The organism is Vibrio panuliri, assembly GCF_009938205.1.
Taxonomy (GTDB): Bacteria; Pseudomonadota; Gammaproteobacteria; order Enterobacterales; family Vibrionaceae; genus Vibrio; species Vibrio panuliri.
Map to the genome: position 1 here is coordinate 2,343,117 of NZ_AP019654.1, position 17,887 is coordinate 2,361,003.

A 17,887-nucleotide genomic window follows, 5' to 3' on the forward strand; every position below is an offset into this window, starting at 1 on the left:
TTAACGCTGGCGTAAAACTGCTTCTGCTGCATCTTCAAGCAAATCTAACACCAATTCAAAGCCTTGTTCACCACCATAATAGGGGTCAGGGATCTCTTGTTGTCCCGCGTTACCAAAACTAAGGTAAAGCTTAAGCTTATTGGCATATTGAGGCGGACAAATCGCTTTCAAATCATGCAGATTGTCCTTATCTGCCGCCAAAATCAAATCAAAGTAGCTAAAATCTCGTTGCTCTACCTGACGAGAGCGAGTTCCCTCAAACGAGTACCCTCGACGCTCCCCAGCTTGACGAGCCCGCTCATCAGGCAGATTGCCTTGATGAAAACCAATCGTGCCAGCAGAATCGATTTCAACCTCCACTCCCAGTTGTTGAGCTTTTGCACGCAGCACCGCCTCACCAGTTGGTGAACGGCAGATATTTCCCATACACACGACCAATATTTTTTTCATCTGAATCCCTGTTTTATCGAAGGTTTTTATCATGCGAACTTGGGTATATCATAGCAAAGATGACAGACAAAAAAGGAATTCTCATGCGAACTGATGATGACAAACAACAACGCCATAAAGCGCGCCAAGAAAAAGTAAAGCAACAAGTTGATGCTAAAATCGCTGCGGCAACTGAAGTCAAAGGTTTGCTACTGATTATCACGGGGAATGGAAAAGGTAAATCTACCTCAGGTTTTGGCACCGTTGCCCGTGCTGTGGGGCATGGACTAAAATGCTCTGTTGCCCAATTCATAAAAGGAACTTGGGACAACGGCGAGCGTAACTTGCTGGAAAAACTTGGGGTCGAGTTTCAAGTCATGGCGACTGGCTTTACGTGGGAAACACAGAATAAGCAATCCGATACGGAGGCGGCTCAGTTAGTCTGGCAAGAATGCAAACGGATGTTACAAGACGAATCGATTGATGTGGTGCTATTCGATGAACTCACCTATATGGTCAACTACGGTTATGTTGAACTTGACGAGGTCGTTGAGGCTCTAAACAAACGTCCAAAGATGCAGTCGGTAATTATTACAGGGCGAGCGGCACATCGAACTCTAATTGAAATGGCTGACACCGTCTCTGAGGTTAAAAACGTCAAGCACGCTTTCGAGTCTGGTGTAAAAGCACTCAAAGGCGTCGACTGGTAAGGCGCACAACAACCCATTTCCCCTCGTACGCTTTCATTTTAAGTCGGCAAGCCTGGTGCAGCCGACTTTTTATTATTAAACATATAGATAGTAAAAAACGATAACCCCCACCAAATTTTATAAAGCGCGTTCATCTGTTACTTTTCTCACTGGAATCCATTTCAAACTTCGCTCTCTTTCCCCTTCTCGGTATCCATCGTTGTGATAGCTTCAAACGCACCTGGTTGAATATAAGGAAATAACCAAATGCAGCGTTCTATCTTAACACTATGCATCAGTGCACTATTCTCCGGTGTCGTTTCGGCACAAGCTTTTACTCTCGAATTTTCTAATCGCACTACTATCCAAGATTTCCCATCCGCATCGGGCGTTGTCGTCGAACAAAGCAAAATCTATGCAGTCGGCGACGACTCACCATGGTTCCATCAGTTAAACCCCGACTTCTCTATCGCAGACAAAGCGCTGATTAATGATTACCCCGTGGGTGATAACGGACGCATCATTAAAAAAGTAAAACCAGACTTTGAAGCCCTTGACGTCGTTTCCGTTCATGACCAGCCTGCTTTTGTGATGCTTGGCTCAGGGAGTAAGTTAGACGTGCGAGAGTGGGCAATTGTCATCAGCAAAGATCGTGAAACCAAAATTGAACGTTCTCTAAAGCCGTTATACAAAACATTACGTCAAGCCGCTGGCTATAGCGCTGACCAAGAGATCAATATCGAAGGGCTCGCATCATCAGAAGATGCCGCGTTTATCATTAACCGCGGAAATGGAGGATCAAACGTCATTTTCGAAATTGACCTTGATGACTTCCAAGATTACCTCGAAGGTGATGATGAACTTCTCCAAGATGTCAAAGCGTACCACGTCAACCTCCCTGTGGTTGAAGGCTTTGAAGCCGGTTTATCTGGAGCAGAGTATTGGAAAGACACAAAAAGTTTAGTCGTCACCGCTTCTATCGAAGCGACAGGGGATGCCTACAATGATGGCGAGATTTTGGGTAGTTTTGTTGGCGTTGTTCCACTTAACGATCTTTCAACCAGCCGCACTATCGACCTGACCGATAACCTTGTCTCTCTAATGGAAAACAACCAACGCGTCATCACCAAAGTCGAGTCGGTTGCCTTTACTAGCGAAGACAGTCAAAAAGTCAGTGGTGTGCTCGCCAGTGACAATGACGATGGCACGAGTGAGTTCTTTAACTTTACCTTAAGTAAGTAGGATATCCTCATGCATAAAAAAGCCCGCTAGTGAAAGCGGGCTTTTCTTAACACGTTAATTAAACAAACCTTTGATTAAGTTGTTCACCGCCTCTTTGGTTTTTTCGTCTTTGATTTTTTCGCCGAGCTTTTCATCTAGCTTCTCAAGCCCACGGTTAATCTCTTTCTCCGCTTTTTGCTTAAGCACATCATCAAACACTAGCTTAAACTTCGGCTCAGACCATTTTCCGGAAATATTCACCGGGATAGTAATATCTTTGAGCTCATCGATATCCTTACCACCTTGCCCTTCAAGTGAGCCCACAATCGAAGTGCTGATAGTAAAATCTGCCGTCTCATTGATGTAGTTGGCACTACCCTGCCCACGGACACGCAACAATGGAGACTGGGCGTGTAAGTTGTCAGTAGTCACAATACCTTTGCTCAGTTTTAGCGTCGCTGTCATGGCACTAAAGTCTGTCTTTTTCGCTTGGTCTTGCCCTTCTAAAGACTCACCTTTGAATTTCGCGTAGTTTTCACGAATCAACTGCGCAACGTTAATACCGTTTACCGCCCCATCAGCAAAGTTAATCTTGATCGTACCTGCTAGATTTTGCTTCATGGTTGTCGGTGCGAGACCTTTACCCGTCACGTCGATATCAATATTGCCCGTTCCTTCCAGCTTGTCATTTTGTGCAACGTCAATCAGCAGCGGAAGCACCTTAACACCTTTGATTTGCTTCTTGGCACTATAGGTGGCTAGTGATTTACGAGCATCAAGAGTTGCTGTCGCTTTGATCGAACCATCGTACAAATTAGAGCTAAATGACGTTAACTTAACGAGACCACGGTTAACACTAAACTTGGCCGCCACGTTTTGCATTTTGGCATTGCCAGCTTTGAACTTATCAATGGTAATTGCGCCTGTCACATCTAGTGCTCTTAATGCTGACAAGTCAGGTTCCTGCTCTTTCTGCGCGGAAGAAGAAGCGGTTGAGTTGCTCGCACCACCTTGACTACCGTCCTCAGACGAGGCGTTGCTTTCAGCCCCCTTATCAAGTCCTAAAAATGCATCCACATCAATGTCTGGACTGTGGAGATTAAAGACAACCTTAGGAACATCTGCCAGTGTAACGTCCAGTTTGCCATCAAACTGCAGCGCGTTCGCAGTCAACTTATCAAGAACGAAACTAAGATGATTTTTGTTTAAATCAAATGACAAGTCTGAAGACATCGCGACTTTCATTGGCGATTGTGGCAACGTGGCACCTTCAAAAGTCGCCTCTAGCCCTAACTGCTTCATAGTGACTTTGCTGATTGCTTTATCAACCGTCAACTGTGCGCCGCCGTTTAAATCAAGCGCTAAATCTGCTGCCGTCCCTTTGACTGCATACTTAAGATTGTTCGCTTGGTCGAAAGCAAATGTATCCAGTTGAATAGATGCCGACTCAATCTTGTTGCTCGCATCACTGTAACTGGCATCAAAGCTAAGGTTTTTCAGCTCATATTGAGTGAAACCGGTCATTAGTTTCAGTTCTGCTGTGCCTTGGGCGGCAAATTTTTGCTGATTGGTTTCCCCTTTCATCGCAAAATCGGCTTTGCTCCATGCATCAAGCGCAAATTCCGTGAGCGTCAACGAAACATCATAAAGCTTGGTATGTGTGCCTGCCTTGTCATCTTGGATATCTAGCAGCGCGTTGGTGATAGACACACCCGCCAGTGAGATTGTCCAAGGAGAAGCCTCTGTTGTCGCAGGCTCTGTGCCCGCCTCTGCTGGCGTTTCTTCAGTAGCTTGCGCATCTGTCGCTGGCTGCTGCGTCAAAGCATCTAGGTTTTTCACACCATCTTTACGAGTTTCAATGTAAAACTCAGCACCATCCAAAGTGACATTGCCGATCTCTAACTGCTGGCTAAAAAGTGGCGTCACTGATACATCAATGCCAACTTGCTCTACTTTAAACAAATTAGGTTGCTTAAACCCTTGTGGGTTTTTCAGCTCGGTTTTACCTAGAGTAAAGCCGATCGATGGGAAGAACTGCCAATCAATATCGCCTTCAATGACTAGGTCTAAGCCCGTGTGTTGCTTCGCTTGTTCAACGATCAGAGGTTTGAATTGGTTAGGATTAACCAGTAACACCAACGCCAACACTAAGGCCACGATGGCGACGACAGGAATTGCGAAAATTAACGCGATTTTCTTCATCAGCAGAGTCCTTGCTAACAGCCTAGCGGCTATTTGAATAAATGTAGTTAACTGAAAGTATAATGGTTTCGCGCAAAAATAGTGTGAAAACCATTCTCTTGCAGCAAAAAGAAAGTGGCACCTAAAGTGCCACTTATCTCATAAAAAATAAAGTATTGCTTGTCAGACTACTGTCCAGATTTCAGCAATTTAGCAATATGCGCTTTAAGAACATCAATCGCGATACGGTTTTTACCGCCACGAGGAACGATAATATCCGCATATTGCTTAGATGGTTCGATAAACTGCATAAACATTGGACGAACAGTCTCTTGATACTGTTTTAGTACCGACTCCATGGTACGACCACGCTCTTCTACGTCACGTTTAACGCGGCGCAATAAGCAGATATCAAGTGGTGTATCCATAAACACTGTCGCATGACAAAGCTTGCGCAGACGAGGATCGGTTAGCAACAAAATACCTTCAAGAATGATCACTTTCTTTGGTGTCATTGTTGTGGTGTTATCTGTACGAGTATGTTCTGAGTAGCTGTACTCAGGTACTTCAACCGCTTCACCTTTAATTAGTGTCTCTAGGTGATCACATAGTAGATCGTGATCGAGTGCACTTGGGTGGTCATAATTGGTTTTTACACGTTCTTCCATGCTCAGATGAGTCTGGTCGTTGTAATAGCAATCTTCCGTGATGACACCAATTTGGTGATCGCCTACCTTCTCGCGAAGTTCATTATAAATAGTGCTTGCGATTAAGCTTTTACCTGAAGCTGAAGCGCCAGCAATACCGACGATTACACATTGATTATTATCAGACATTATTCTTGCACCCGATGAATTGATTGGTGATCTGTGGCCTGCTAAAAGTTTGGCATGGAAAGGTTAGCAGCGCCAAATTAAACTGCCTGATTATAGGGAGTTCATTGCTGAGATACCAGAAAGGAATAGATTAAATCGCCTTTGAGGACAAAATGGAATAAGCACACACTGAGCAAACGTTTAGCCAGCATAAGGCTGACTAAACTTGCTATGCCACTCGCTTTATAACATGGTGATGTTAATGGCGTCGGGCTGGACATCGCCGCGCCAGTAGAGTCGGGCACATACGGCTTCTGCCAACTCTAAGTACTGCTTAGTGTGCTCAGAGTCCGGTCTCGATGCTACCGTTGGACAACCTGAATCTATATCTTCACGTACATGAATATCGAGCGGAATTTGTCCCAATAAATCGAGGTTATACTCTGCAGACATTTTCTCAGCACCACCAGTGCCAAAGATATGCTCTTGGTGTCCACAGTTGCTACAAATGTGGTAACTCATGTTTTCCACCAACCCAATCAAAGGAATACCCACCTTATCAAACATGGCCGCACCTTTACGGGCATCGGCTAACGCCAAATCTTGTGGGGTAGTGACAATCACAGCGCCAGTGACTGGAATTTGCTGCGCTAGGCTCAGTTGGATATCCCCTGTACCTGGCGGCATATCTATCACTAAATAGTCCAGTTCCGGCCAATCGGTTTCATTAAGAAGCTGCGCGAGCGCTTTTGAGGCCATCGGACCACGCCATATGGTTGCTTCATCTTTCGACACAAGATAGCCAATTGAGTGTGTAAAAATGCCATGGGCTTCAATCGGCTGCATCCACTTGTTATCACGCACATTAGGTTGGGCATCAAGTTGACCTATCATCATCGGAACCGATGGGCCGTAAATATCAGCATCGAGCAAGCCAACTTTAGCACCACTACGCGCCATCGCCAGCGCAAGGTTGACCGATGTGGTTGATTTTCCAACACCACCTTTGGCAGACGTGACCGCAATAATGTTTTTCACGCCCTTAACCGAACTGCCGACATGATTAACTAAAGTTTTCACCTGTACGCCAATTCGGTAGTTAAATTTGGCTACCGCTTGGCTCTGCTGTTGAGCTTGAATCCACTCATCAATATCAGACACCAACTGATTGGCCGCATAAGGCAACTTAATATCAAAAAAGCCTTCAGCATCAACACTCACAATACCCGGTGTCGATGCCCAGTTTTGAATCACAGAGTGATGCTCGTATTGGCTTAACCAATCGCAAAAATCTTGTTTGGAATTGAACTGACGCATACGTCCTCCTTTAGTGATGACATCGTAGCACTGTGCGAGTCGATACAGAACCCTGAAAAAACTAAGGGAATGCCGATTTGACTCCTTGGAGTCGCTGGTTGGATCAGGTAGTATTAGTTTCTATTTTTGTACCTATCGAGAAAAGCGAATATTAAGTATGGCAAACGATCCAAGAAACTTTCCTGCAAGGAAATTGCTGGTAACTTGTGCCCTTCCGTACGCTAACGGTTCGATCCACCTTGGTCATATGCTTGAGCATATCCAAGCTGACATTTGGGTTCGTTACCAACGCCTACGCGGCAACACTGTAAACTTCATCTGTGCTGACGATGCTCACGGCACACCGATCATGCTTAAAGCTCAACAGATGGGTATTTCACCAGAAGAGATGATCGCAGCAGTCAGTGAAGAACACCAAAAAGATTTTGCTGGCTTCGACATCAGCTTTGACAACTATCACAGCACGCACTCTGATGAGAACCGCGAGCTAGCGTCTCATATCTACCTTCAGCTGAAGAAAAACGGCTTTATCTCTAGCCGCACTATCTCTCAACTGTTTGACCCAGAAAAAGAGATGTTCCTACCTGACCGTTTTGTAAAAGGCACTTGCCCTAAGTGTAAGTCAGAAGATCAATACGGCGACAACTGTGATAGCTGTGGTGAAACATACAGCCCGACTGAACTGATCAACCCTAAATCAGCAGTTTCTGGTGCGACACCAATCATGAAAGACTCTGAGCACTTCTTCTTCGACCTGCCTCAGTTTGAAAGCATGCTAAAAGAGTGGACTCGCTCTGGCTCACTACAGACTGAAACTGCGAACAAGATGCAAGAGTGGTTTGAATCTGGTCTGCAACAGTGGGATATCTCGCGTGATGCGCCATACTTTGGCTTCGAGATCCCTGGTGAAGAGAACAAGTTCTTCTACGTATGGCTAGATGCACCTGTGGGTTACATGGCGTCATTTAAAAACCTATGTGACAAAACAGAAGGCCTAGACTTCGATGAATACTGGAAGAAGGACAGCACGGCTGAACTTTACCACTTCATCGGTAAAGACATCGTTTACTTCCACAGCCTATTCTGGCCTGCAATGCTTGATGGCTCAGGTTTCCGTAAACCAAATAATGTCTTCGTGCACGGTTACGTCACGGTCAACGGTGCGAAAATGTCTAAGTCGAAAGGTACGTTTGTTAAAGCAAGCACTTACCTAAATCACCTAGACCCAGAATGTCTGCGTTACTACTACGCAGCAAAACTAAATAGCCGTATTGATGATCTAGACCTTAACCTTGAAGACTTCTCTCAACGTGTAAACGCTGACGTAGTAAACAAGATTGTTAACCTAGCATCACGTAATGCAGGCTTCATCACTAAACGTTTTGAAGGCAAACTGGCTGAGAACTTTGCAGAACCAGAACTTTATAGTGAGTTTGTCGCTGCGGCTGACCGCATTGCTGAACTTTACGAAACTCGCGAATTTGGTCGCGCGATTCGTGAAATCACCGCTTTAGCAGACAAAGCAAACCAATACGTTGATGAAAAAGCACCTTGGGTTGTGGCGAAAGAAGAAGGTAAAGATCAAGAACTGCAAGAAATCTGTTCTGTTGGCATCAACCTATTCCGCGTTCTCATGACCTACTTGAAGCCAGTGATGCCAGCGCTTGCCGCTCGCACTGAAGCATTCCTAAACCAAGAACTGAGTTGGGAAGGTATTGCAGCGCCGCTGACTGCTCACAACATCACTGCATTTAAGGCGCTATTTAACCGTATCGATCCGAAAAACATCGAAGCGATGATCGAAGCATCAAAAGAAGATGCGGCGATCGAAATGGCAGCGAAAGAGAAAGCAGAAGCTGAGAAGAACCAAGCAAGCCAAACAGAGCTAGACAAAGATCCTATCGCGGATGAAATCGAGTTTGACGATTTCGCTAAAGTAGATTTGCGAATTGCTAAGATTGTTTCTTGTGAAGCAGTGCCAAAAGCAGACAAGCTGCTGAAGTTCCAGTTGGATATCGGTGGTGAGATGCGTCAAGTGTTCTCGGGCATCAAAGCGGCTTACAACCCTGAAGACCTAGTGGGTAAACTGACGGTTGTCGTGGCTAACTTGAAACCACGTAAAATGAAGTTCGGTATGTCTGAAGGTATGATCTTAGCTGCTGGCCCTGGCGGCGCTGACTTGTGGATTCTTGAACCACATGAAGGCGCTCAACCGGGTATGCGCGTAATGTAAGCTTATTCCGTTATAAAAAACCTCGCCTAGGCGAGGTTTTTTTTGCCATCGATTCACTCAATTAGTGAGCAATTGCACCAAAGTAGCGCATCAGCAGAGACAACAAAAACATAAAATATTGAAATTTAATGCATTAATAACTGGCATTGTTAGTGCTGTCATTAGATAAAGTCACAAACAGCAAGGAGTCGCTATGTTTGTCATCGCATCAATGTCGGTCTCGATTTTAATTTTGGTCTTAATCTACCATTACTCACGACAGCGCTCTCAGTACCAGTCGCGCAACTATCAACAAATCGTCTCACTACGTTTGGTCATGGAGCTTTGCCGCCAACATAGAGCGTTAACTCATCAAGGCGTTTCTCATCGCGATTACGCAGCGGTTTTGCCTGAAGTTAAGCAACTTGAACAAGCGCTATACCAAGAATCCGGCAAACTAATTGGCCTTGCTAGTTTCGACAACAAACCCATGTATCGAGTACTGCAGCTCAAACTCAAAGGATTGGGTAACGATTGGCAACAACGTACTTCCGCTCGCAACCAAAGAATTCATGGTACCGCGATTCGCCACTGTATGTTCCTCATTGACGATATCGCGCTGACTTGGCTCATTGAGTCAGGGAGAGCAGATCTAAGCGATGAATACCATATCAACTGGCAACAAATCCTCGATAGCATGGAAGTCCTCACTCAATTGCGTATTTGCATTCAAGAAGCCGACCAGTCCATTGGTGAGATGCGGATTAAATATTATGGCGATAAAATTCGCCACAAACTTCACCAACTCAGTCTAATCAGCCCATTGCCAATACGTTCCCCGATGGGTATCGAGGTTCTCGACGAGCTCGACAGTGTCATTGGCAATGATCCACTGGGTCTCACTCAAAGCCAACTCTACAACTTAACAACCCATATCTCGCAACTGATTGCCCAAGTCTACGACGACATGCTCGCGGAAATGACCCACAGCTTGTATAAGCCATTACCAGAAATCGATTATGCAAACTCGGTGACAGAAGTGCAAAGCACCGTTAAGTCAGGATGATTAACTCTGTTGGTCAAACTCAATCTCTGGTAGAGTCGCGCTCAATATTAAGACTCAGCGACGAAAACCGTCGGATGACTAGCTACTTAGGATTTTCTTTGACTAATAACGAAATATTGCGTCGCATCCAGCACGCTTTAAACCTGAAAAACGCACAAATCATTAAGGCTTTTGAGCAAGCAGATATCACTGTCGCAGCAGAGCAGGTGAACAACTGGCTAAAAGCAGAGAGTGAAAAGTCATTTGCCAAGATGAAGGATAAAGATCTCGCGGTATTTTTGAATGGCTTCATTAATCTCAAGCGTGGCAAAAAAGAGGGTGAACAACCTAAACCTGAGCAGCACCTCACCAACAACATGATCTTTATGAAACTGCGTATCGCGTTAAATATGAAGAATGAAGATGTCTTAGATGCTCTTGAACTGATGGGGATCAGTCTCAGCAAATACGAGATTGGCGCATACTTCCGCAAGCCAAACAATAAGAACTACAAAGTGTGTGGTGATGAGTTGCTGTGTGACTTTTTAAACGGAGTACAGTTTACACAACGTCCAGACTCTAGCGAGTACGCTGGCTAATCCCAAAAAAAGACCCCCCAACACTGATGTTCAGCATTGGGGGCTTTTCCATCAATACAAAGCGGTGTTTATACGGGTAACGCTCTGTATCGAAATGAGTTAAAGCATTTTACGCGCAGCTTCAACAACCACTTTGATTGAACGCGCTTCCGTCTCTTTTAGCGTCGCATGATCCGGGATCTCTTTTTGCGTGCGGTTAATAATAACCCCAGCCACACAACCTGCTTTTAGGCCAGAGCTTGCACACATGGTCAACAAGGTGGCGGACTCCATCTCAAAGTTCAGTACGCCCATATCTTGCCACTCTTGCATCGAGCCTTGGAAACGCTTAACCACACGCCCAGTGAATGTGTCGTAACGTTCTTGACCAGGGTAGAAAGTATCACTTGATGCTGTCACACCCATATGAACTGGGGCGCCTGACTCTTCTACCGCCGCTTTCATTGCCGTTGCAACATCAAAATCAGCCACCGCAGGGAACTCCATTGGTGCAAAATGCAGGCTCGCGCCATCAAGACGAACAGAGCCAGTCGTTACAATCATATCACCCACATTTACATGAGGTTGGATTGCACCAGTTGTACCAACACGTAGGAAGGTACGAACGCCCAATTGAGCTAACTCTTCAACTGCGATAGAAGTCGATGGACCACCAATGCCCGTTGAACATACAACGACAGGTTTACCATCCAACTCAGCACGGTAAAGTGTGTATTCGCGGTGACTCGCAAGAAAAACCGGATTTTCCATTTGCTCAGCAATTTTTTGTACACGAGCAGGATCGCCAGGAATGATCGCCAGAGTGGCACCAGCAAGATCGGTTTCGTTAACACCTAAATGGAATACAGCTTGAGACATGAGGAAACTCCTTAATGTGTCGAGTTGTTGTTTAACACTCGATCTATAAATTCATTGGGTACGCAACTAATGTAACCAACTAAAACCCAATAAAGAGTGATTGGAGTCACACTTAACTAAGTAATGAATAGCGAACTTGCACGTAAAAACGGTTGGCATCACATAATGATGTGTATTAGTTCATCCTATTGCATAAAAAAGAATAGCCACTAAGTGTGGCTATTCCAATCCGTTATCAGTGATACATCAATTAATCTTGCTGACTTTTGAACTTAAGCAGACGCAGCGCATTTAATGTAACAATCGCGGTAGCACCACTATCAGCAAGCACCGCTACCCACAGCCCTGTAATACCGAGCAAGCTCGTCACTAAAAACACCCCTTTGAGTCCTAGGGCCAACGCAATGTTCTGTCTAATATTGCTCAAGGTAGCACGAGAGAGCTCGATCATTGTCGCGAGTTCAACCAAACGGTTATGGGTAATTGCCGCATCAGCGGTTTCCAGCGCAACATCGGTGCCCCCACCCATCGCAATACCAATACTCGCCGCTTTCATTGCCGGGGCATCATTAATACCATCACCTACCATTGCAACCTTGTGTTGCGACGATAGTTGCTCAACATAATGCACCTTATCTTGTGGCAGCAAGCTGGCCTGAAAATCAATATTAATCTGGCTGCTAATGGCCGCAGCACTGCGCGGATTATCCCCAGTCAACATAATTGAGTGAATACCCAGATCCTTAAGCGCCTGAACCGCTTTCTTGGCATCGTCTCGCAAGGTATCTTGCCATGCAATTAAGCCGAGGACTTGCTGCTCTCTCAACGCGATGATCACCGTTTTACCTTGCTCCTCCAACTGGGCTGCTTGCTGCTCCAGTTCAGGTTCAAGTGCAAACTCCAGTTTGCTGGGCGCAATCGCACGGAAGCACTCATTAGCAATAAAGCCTTGAATACCGCTGCCAATTAATGCTTGCTTGTCTTTAGCCTCAGGCAATGTAATTTCTCTGTCTTGGGCTAACTTCACTAGCGAAGTCGCCAAAGGATGACTTGAGCCAACTTCAATCGCTGCGATATGCTGCAGCAACCAAGTTTCGTCAACACCGCTTACGGTGACGACATCGGTAACTTCAGGTTTACCTTTAGTCAGTGTGCCTGTTTTATCAAAAGCGACAGATTCCACATGACCGAGTTGCTCAAGTGCCGCACCACCTTTGATCAATGCACCACGTCGTGCCGCTGCCGCTAAACCAGAAGTGATCGCAGCTGGTGTGGAGATCACCAAAGCACATGGACAAGCAATCAGCAGCAACGCCAAACCGCGATACACCCAGGTTTCCCAAGGTTGAGCGAACAACAATGGCGGCGTAATGATAACTAACGCTGACACTAACATCATTAAAGGTGTATACCAGCGGCTAAATCGATCTAAAAACCGCTCCAATGGCGCTTTGCGTGATTCTGCCTCTTCAATCAGATGCAAAATTCGATCAATGGCATTTTCACCTTGTCGTGAAGTGATGGTTAGGCGAATCACTTTATCAACGACCACTGCCCCCGCCATCACGGGTTCATTGACAAAGCGTTCAACAGGAATCGACTCACCAGTCAATGCACTCTCATCAAAACTCGCGGCACCAGATAAAATTTTACCGTCTGCTGGTAATCGCCCCCCTGGCGATACTTCAATAACATCGCCTTGATTCAAGTCGCTTGCTGAGACTTCAACACGCTGACCATCGACAATTTTTGTTGCCGTCTCTGGCACCAATTCCATTAATGCTTGTACGCCACTACGAGCTCGAGAGGCTGCAAAGGCTTCAAGGCGTTCACCGATCAGAAAGAGCAGCAGCACCATCGCCGCTTCAACGCTTTCGCCAAGATACAAAGCACCAAGAGCTGCGACACTCATCAGTGTTTCGATAGCAAAAGGGGTTCCTGATTTCGCCAACGAAATGGCTTTTTTACCAATCGGATAGAGTCCAACCAGACAGGTTAAAATAAACAACCATTCGCTAACTTGTGGTTGAAAAGGTTTAATAACTGCCGCAACCGCCATCGCTGAAGCTATCGCAATAATCTGACTATTTTGCTTAACGACTGACTTCCACCCTGTCGGTTGAGACTGGGCGGACTTTTGATCTGGGGAGAGAAACGTAAAACCGGTATCTAAAATAGTTTGCTCAACCAAAGTTGCCACTGCAATATCGTTTGATTTCACCACTAACTTCTCGGTGGCAAACAACACCTTGGCTTCGACAATGCCATCGAGTTTATTGACAGCTGTTTCTATTTTTTTGGCACAAGACGGACAGTCCATACCATTAATTTTCCAGCTATGGCTAAAACGAGCTTGGGAGCTAAAACTGTCGCTTTCCTCATCACTTGGATCAGTACCGCTACAGCACGCGGAACTTGAGCAACTTTCCGGTTCTGTCGTTGCTACTGTTGCCATTTTAATACTGGTAATTTTAGGGCTAGAGCAAGAAGTCGCTTGGGTGGGGTTCATTGCCACTTTGTTTGAGCGGCATGCTTCATGTTTGGTGCACATCATTGATTCTCCTATCTAGTACACCTTGAGCATAAACCTTGGAGTGCACTCCAAGGTCAAGCGGTTATTGCGTTAATTTGCTTTTATTCGCCGCTACATCCTCTATCAGAACCGCATCATGACTGCAAAACGGAGCGGTGTTTAGACTGGTGATCGCAGGATCTTTGACTTCCAACTCCGCCACGTCTCCCTGCATCAGATCTTGAATGTGCTTGTGTAATACCCACATTGCAATGATCCCAAACACTATGGTTCCAACCGCTTGACCATACAAAACCCCTTCAGCCCCGAACCACAAAGCTCCCAAATGGACAAACGGCAACGTGCCGAGTGTGGCTTTACCAAGATTTAGTGCGGTGGAGTATAGGGGTTTGCCTAAATTATTAAACGACGTGTTTGCAACAAACTGCATACCATTGAAAATAAAACTTATCGCAACAAAGGTACAAAATGTAGCCACAATCAGCGCGGCGTCGCCAGTTAGGCTGAAGCCACTGATCACCATTCCTTGCACCAAGTACAGCACGATACAGACTGACAAGGTATAAACAGTCGTAACAATCAATGAATTGTTGAGGGTCTCTTTTACTCGGTCGAACCGCTCTGCGCCAAAATTCTGCCCGATTATCGGTCCTACCGCACCGGACAAGGCAAATATCACCGCAAAACAGACCGGGGTTAAACGGCCAATAACAGCAAAGCCGGCGACAAAGTCTTCACCAAATTGTGCAATTGAGGAAGTCACGATCGCATTACCAATTGGCGTCGCGATATTGGTGATGATAGCGGGTACAGCGATCGCTAAGATCGCTTTTGCATTGCACTTCCATGCAAACCAAGAAGGCATCGCAACCAAATCGTGTACTTTCACGAGCGGATAGATAGAGAAGGCAAAAACGGTAATACGAGCGATAACGGAAGCAGCCGCAGCCCCTTCTACGTTCCACTGAAAGACAAAGATAAATAAAGGGTCAAGCACCGCATTGACGATGCCACCAGCCAATGTAGCCCACATGGAGCGCTTCGCATCCCCTGCCGCTCTAAGCCCTGCTCCAGCCGCCATACCCAGTGCTAAGATAGGACCACTCGGGATAAGGATCTCCAAATAAGCTTGTGCTCTTTCGGCAACGAAACCTTGTGCACCGATAGCAGCTAATAGCTCCGGGATATAGCAGTACATAATGATGCTGACGACACAACTGATCGCAAAAGCAGTCAGCATAGTGCTGGCACTTAATGCTCGAGCATAAGTGAACTGTTTACTGCCGATCGCTTTTGAGACTAGTGCCCCCATCGCAATCGACGAACCAATGGAAATTGAGGTAGAAAAGAAAACCAGTGTACCCGCAAACCCTACTGCCGCCGCCAACTCCACTTGTCCGAGCATACTGATAAACAACATATCAAGTAGGTCGACCACAAACAGCGCCATTAAACCAATAGAACCTGCACCAGACATCACCAAAATATGACGCATGGTAGACCCTTCTAGAAACTTGGCACTTTGCTCGCTCATTACCTCTCCTTAGGTCAATGTCGATCCTACGGTCAAGATCGCGGGTAAAACAAAAGGCGCCTTAGCGCCTTTCAACTGATAAAATCATTATCACACGGGATGTTTAAAACACGCATCGATATTTTTAGCAATTGCGCGCAACACGTCTTTACGGGTAATAATCCCGACCAACTTACCATTTTCTATCACCGGATAGACCTTTGGCTTACCCACTTGCATCATCTCAGCCAATTCTATCACGGACATTTCCGGTGAAACGGATAACACATCTGGGTACATACAATCGCTGACGATATGGGTGTCTTGGCAGTAATAGCTGACCTTGATCAGTTTATCAAGCAAGTCTTGCCCTGATAAAAAACCAATGACTTCCTTTTGTTCATTGAGGACAGGGCCACCGAGATAATCCGAACCCATCACTTTGTCCAATGCAGCACTCAGTGACATCTCGGGTGTAAAAGTTACTGCTTGTAATTTCATGTAGTCTCTTACTTTTAACGATTCCATGTTGGTCTCCTATGTCACGCCACTGACTAAAATCTATTAAGTAAAAACTTCGTTACTGTAAGTGTCGCCTAATTTCTTGATTTTACTAAATGGGATGCAGCAATTTTTCTAATAGGTGTTAACTATCAAACTATTTTGCCCATAAAAAAAGCCACCGGAAAACCAGTGGCCTTAACTAAAACTTGCCTGTTTAAACGCAGCGTTACTTATTCCAACGCTCAGCAGCTTTGGCATCAGAATCGCGCGAGTCCACCCAGCGGGTTGACTCAGTCGTGCGTTCTTTTTTCCAAAACGGTGCTTTGGTCTTGAGATAATCCATAACAAACTCACACGCTTCGAATGCGGCGCCGCGATGAGCACTTGCTACGCCAACGAAGACGATTTGGTCTCCAGCATTCATATCACCCACACGGTGGATAACACGCACCCCTTCCAACGGCCAACGCTGCTCAGCTTGATCGCAAATTTCTGCCAACGCTTTTTCGGTCATACCTGGGTAATGTTCAAGCGACAGACCCACCACGTCATCACCTAAGTTCATATCACGAACTTTGCCGACAAAAGTCACGATAGCACCTGACGCATGGCTTTGTGCAAGCGCTTGGTACTCATCACCTACGTTGAAGTCTTCTACCTGTACTGCAACTCGCGGATCCATCTTAACCCCCTGTAACCGGAGGAAAGAACGCCACTTCATCACCAGCACTAATTGGATGCGAAAGTGGTACGATAGATTGGTTCACCGCTGCCAAAAGACGACCAGGGTCAAGAGCCAAATCCCACTTACCTTCTTGGGCGGCTAAATGAGCTCGCAACGCCTCAACGGAAGCAAACTCACCCTCAAGTTGCAGTTCATCTGTCTCGACGAGTTCTCGTGTTTGTGCGAAGAATAAAACCTTAATCATGCATCCACCTTAAAGTGTCCTGACTTACCGCCTAGCTTTTCAAGCAAACGAACCTGACTAATCACCATATCTTTTTGTACCGCTTTACACATATCGTAAATCGTTAGAGCGGCAACAGATGCAGCCGTCAAGGCTTCCATTTCAACGCCTGTTTTACCAGCCAATTTGCAGACAGATTCGATACGTACGTAGTTTTCCGCCTCGTTCGCTTCTAACTGCACTTCCACTTTTGACAGCAATAGCGGGTGACAAAGTGGAATGAGATCCCACGTTTTCTTCGCAGCTTGAATACCGGCAATACGCGCTGTCGCGAACACATCACCTTTGTGATGTTGACCTGATGTGATCAATTGCAAGGTTTCTGGTGCCATATGAACAAAAGCTTCAGCGCGTGCTTCACGTACTGTTTCTGCTTTGCCCGATACATCGACCATGTTTGCTTCGCCCGAAGCGTTGATATGGGTAAACTGGCTCATTAGTGCTCCGCGTTAAATCAAAACAGCAATTAAACTGATAGGTGTGGCATGAAGTTACATGGACGGTGACTTGCATCAAGCTGCTGCTTGATGATCTTCGTCCAACCAGTGCGACACGCACCTGTAGAGCCAGGCATTGCAAAGATCACCGTGTGGTTAGCAAAGCCAGCAATGGCGCGAGATTGAATAGTCGACGTGCCAATCTCTTCGTATGAAACAAGACGGAACAACTCGCCAAAACCTTCTACTTCTTTATCGAATAGCGGTTTAAGTGCTTCAGGCGTACTATCACGTGAAGTAAAACCTGTTCCACCTGTGATCATAATGGCTTGCACGTTTTCGTCTGCAATCCATTGAGATACGATCGCACGAATTTTGTACATATCATCAATAACGATTTGCTTATCAACAATGTTATGACCTGCATCTTGTGCATTTTCCGCCAGAAAACGACCTGATGTATCATTCTCTTCTGTACGTGTGTCAGAAACGGTTAGAACTGCAATATTTGCTGGTTGGAACTTGCTTTCTGCATGACCCATTTGCTCACCTACCTGTCGTGATTA

Annotated in this window: 17 protein-coding genes; 5 read left to right on the forward strand and 12 right to left on the reverse strand. The window is 45.8% G+C overall.

Translation table 11 applies throughout. The features are described 5' to 3' along the window. Complete coding sequence (locus GZK95_RS10555) at positions 1-450, reverse strand: low molecular weight protein-tyrosine-phosphatase (protein WP_075713641.1); 450 nt, start codon at positions 448-450, stop codon at positions 1-3. A gap of 83 nt (positions 451-533) precedes the next feature. Between GZK95_RS10555 and cobO the strand changes: the two genes are divergently transcribed. Then, positions 534-1,139 carry a cob(I)yrinic acid a,c-diamide adenosyltransferase gene (cobO, locus tag GZK95_RS10560; protein WP_075708463.1) on the forward strand — a complete coding sequence of 202 codons (606 nt, stop codon included), beginning with the start codon at positions 534-536 and terminating at the stop codon, positions 1,137-1,139. A gap of 246 nt (positions 1,140-1,385) precedes the next feature. Beyond that, a complete protein-coding gene (locus GZK95_RS10565) occupies positions 1,386-2,360 on the forward strand; it encodes a DUF6929 family protein (RefSeq protein WP_075715879.1) in 975 nt (324 codons plus the stop codon). A 54-nt stretch (positions 2,361-2,414) separates the two neighbouring features. Here the strand turns inward: GZK95_RS10565 and GZK95_RS10570 are convergent, their stop codons facing one another. The 3 genes from GZK95_RS10570 to apbC form a co-directional block, all read right to left on the reverse strand. Continuing rightward, positions 2,415-4,541, reverse strand: a complete 2,127-nt coding sequence (locus tag GZK95_RS10570; protein ID WP_075715878.1) for an AsmA family protein — start codon at positions 4,539-4,541, stop codon at positions 2,415-2,417. A gap of 167 nt (positions 4,542-4,708) precedes the next feature. Beyond that, the gene (udk, locus tag GZK95_RS10575; protein WP_075708469.1) at positions 4,709-5,356 is read right to left on the reverse strand and encodes a uridine kinase; all 648 of its coding nucleotides are present in this window, start codon (positions 5,354-5,356) and stop codon (positions 4,709-4,711) included. Positions 5,357-5,578: 222 nt separating this feature from the next. Next, entirely contained in the window at positions 5,579-6,652 is a 1,074-nt protein-coding gene (gene apbC / locus GZK95_RS10580; protein WP_075715877.1) for an iron-sulfur cluster carrier protein ApbC, read from the reverse strand. A gap of 157 nt (positions 6,653-6,809) precedes the next feature. Here apbC and metG point away from each other — a divergent pair, with 157 nt between their 5' ends. From metG to GZK95_RS10595, 3 genes are all read left to right on the forward strand, one after another. Further along, positions 6,810-8,885: a methionine--tRNA ligase gene (gene metG, locus GZK95_RS10585; RefSeq protein WP_075715876.1), complete on the forward strand. Its 2,076-nt coding sequence runs from the start codon at positions 6,810-6,812 to the stop codon at positions 8,883-8,885. A gap of 193 nt (positions 8,886-9,078) precedes the next feature. Beyond that, positions 9,079-9,930 carry a hypothetical protein gene (locus GZK95_RS10590; protein ID WP_075715875.1) on the forward strand — a complete coding sequence of 284 codons (852 nt, stop codon included), beginning with the start codon at positions 9,079-9,081 and terminating at the stop codon, positions 9,928-9,930. Positions 9,931-10,028: 98 nt separating this feature from the next. Next, a complete protein-coding gene (locus tag GZK95_RS10595; protein ID WP_075715880.1) occupies positions 10,029-10,508 on the forward strand; it encodes a YehS family protein in 480 nt (159 codons plus the stop codon). Positions 10,509-10,607: 99 nt separating this feature from the next. Here the strand turns inward: GZK95_RS10595 and udp are convergent, their stop codons facing one another. From udp to moaB, 8 genes are all read right to left on the reverse strand, one after another. Then, positions 10,608-11,366 carry a uridine phosphorylase gene (udp, locus tag GZK95_RS10600; protein WP_075708477.1) on the reverse strand — a complete coding sequence of 253 codons (759 nt, stop codon included), beginning with the start codon at positions 11,364-11,366 and terminating at the stop codon, positions 10,608-10,610. 250 nt (positions 11,367-11,616) lie between these two features. Next, positions 11,617-13,917 (reverse strand): zinc/cadmium/mercury/lead-transporting ATPase, encoded by a 2,301-nt coding sequence (locus GZK95_RS10605; protein ID WP_075708669.1) that lies wholly within the window; start codon positions 13,915-13,917, stop codon positions 11,617-11,619. A gap of 64 nt (positions 13,918-13,981) precedes the next feature. Further along, positions 13,982-15,433 (reverse strand): MATE family efflux transporter, encoded by a 1,452-nt coding sequence (locus tag GZK95_RS10610; RefSeq protein WP_075715874.1) that lies wholly within the window; start codon positions 15,431-15,433, stop codon positions 13,982-13,984. A gap of 90 nt (positions 15,434-15,523) precedes the next feature. Beyond that, positions 15,524-15,940: a CBS domain-containing protein gene (locus tag GZK95_RS10615; protein WP_075708481.1), complete on the reverse strand. Its 417-nt coding sequence runs from the start codon at positions 15,938-15,940 to the stop codon at positions 15,524-15,526. A gap of 202 nt (positions 15,941-16,142) precedes the next feature. Beyond that, positions 16,143-16,598, reverse strand: coding sequence for a molybdopterin synthase catalytic subunit MoaE (moaE, locus tag GZK95_RS10620; protein WP_075715873.1), 456 nt, complete (start codon positions 16,596-16,598; stop codon positions 16,143-16,145). A gap of 1 nt (position 16,599) precedes the next feature. Next, positions 16,600-16,845: a molybdopterin synthase sulfur carrier subunit gene (gene moaD, locus GZK95_RS10625; RefSeq protein ID WP_075708485.1), complete on the reverse strand. Its 246-nt coding sequence runs from the start codon at positions 16,843-16,845 to the stop codon at positions 16,600-16,602. Then, positions 16,842-17,321, reverse strand: coding sequence for a cyclic pyranopterin monophosphate synthase MoaC (moaC, locus tag GZK95_RS10630; protein WP_075708487.1), 480 nt, complete (start codon positions 17,319-17,321; stop codon positions 16,842-16,844). The genes moaD and moaC overlap by 4 nt, the downstream gene beginning before the upstream one ends. Positions 17,322-17,350: 29 nt before the next feature. Further along, positions 17,351-17,863: a molybdenum cofactor biosynthesis protein B gene (gene moaB, locus GZK95_RS10635; RefSeq protein ID WP_075708489.1), complete on the reverse strand. Its 513-nt coding sequence runs from the start codon at positions 17,861-17,863 to the stop codon at positions 17,351-17,353. Between the last annotated feature and the right edge of the window lie 24 nt (positions 17,864-17,887).

What these genes read in the sequence shown, in the direction of transcription:
- moaE (WP_075715873.1), bottom strand. Translation starts at nt 16,598, where the DNA reads ATGGATCCGCGAGTTGCAGTACAGGTAGAAGACTTCAACGTAGGTGAT.
- GZK95_RS10610 (WP_075715874.1), bottom strand. Translation starts at nt 15,433, where the DNA reads ATGAGCGAGCAAAGTGCCAAGTTTCTAGAAGGGTCTACCATGCGTCAT.
- metG (WP_075715876.1), top strand. Translation starts at nt 6,810, where the DNA reads ATGGCAAACGATCCAAGAAACTTTCCTGCAAGGAAATTGCTGGTAACT.
- moaD (WP_075708485.1), bottom strand. Translation starts at nt 16,845, where the DNA reads ATGATTAAGGTTTTATTCTTCGCACAAACACGAGAACTCGTCGAGACA.
- GZK95_RS10555 (WP_075713641.1), bottom strand. Translation starts at nt 450, where the DNA reads ATGAAAAAAATATTGGTCGTGTGTATGGGAAATATCTGCCGTTCACCA.
- moaC (WP_075708487.1), bottom strand. Translation starts at nt 17,321, where the DNA reads ATGAGCCAGTTTACCCATATCAACGCTTCGGGCGAAGCAAACATGGTC.
- udp (WP_075708477.1), bottom strand. Translation starts at nt 11,366, where the DNA reads ATGTCTCAAGCTGTATTCCATTTAGGTGTTAACGAAACCGATCTTGCT.
- moaB (WP_075708489.1), bottom strand. Translation starts at nt 17,863, where the DNA reads ATGGGTCATGCAGAAAGCAAGTTCCAACCAGCAAATATTGCAGTTCTA.
- udk (WP_075708469.1), bottom strand. Translation starts at nt 5,356, where the DNA reads ATGTCTGATAATAATCAATGTGTAATCGTCGGTATTGCTGGCGCTTCA.
- apbC (WP_075715877.1), bottom strand. Translation starts at nt 6,652, where the DNA reads ATGCGTCAGTTCAATTCCAAACAAGATTTTTGCGATTGGTTAAGCCAA.
- GZK95_RS10605 (WP_075708669.1), bottom strand. Translation starts at nt 13,917, where the DNA reads ATGTGCACCAAACATGAAGCATGCCGCTCAAACAAAGTGGCAATGAAC.
- cobO (WP_075708463.1), top strand. Translation starts at nt 534, where the DNA reads ATGCGAACTGATGATGACAAACAACAACGCCATAAAGCGCGCCAAGAA.
- GZK95_RS10615 (WP_075708481.1), bottom strand. Translation starts at nt 15,940, where the DNA reads ATGGAATCGTTAAAAGTAAGAGACTACATGAAATTACAAGCAGTAACT.
- GZK95_RS10570 (WP_075715878.1), bottom strand. Translation starts at nt 4,541, where the DNA reads ATGAAGAAAATCGCGTTAATTTTCGCAATTCCTGTCGTCGCCATCGTG.
- GZK95_RS10590 (WP_075715875.1), top strand. Translation starts at nt 9,079, where the DNA reads ATGTTTGTCATCGCATCAATGTCGGTCTCGATTTTAATTTTGGTCTTA.
- GZK95_RS10565 (WP_075715879.1), top strand. Translation starts at nt 1,386, where the DNA reads ATGCAGCGTTCTATCTTAACACTATGCATCAGTGCACTATTCTCCGGT.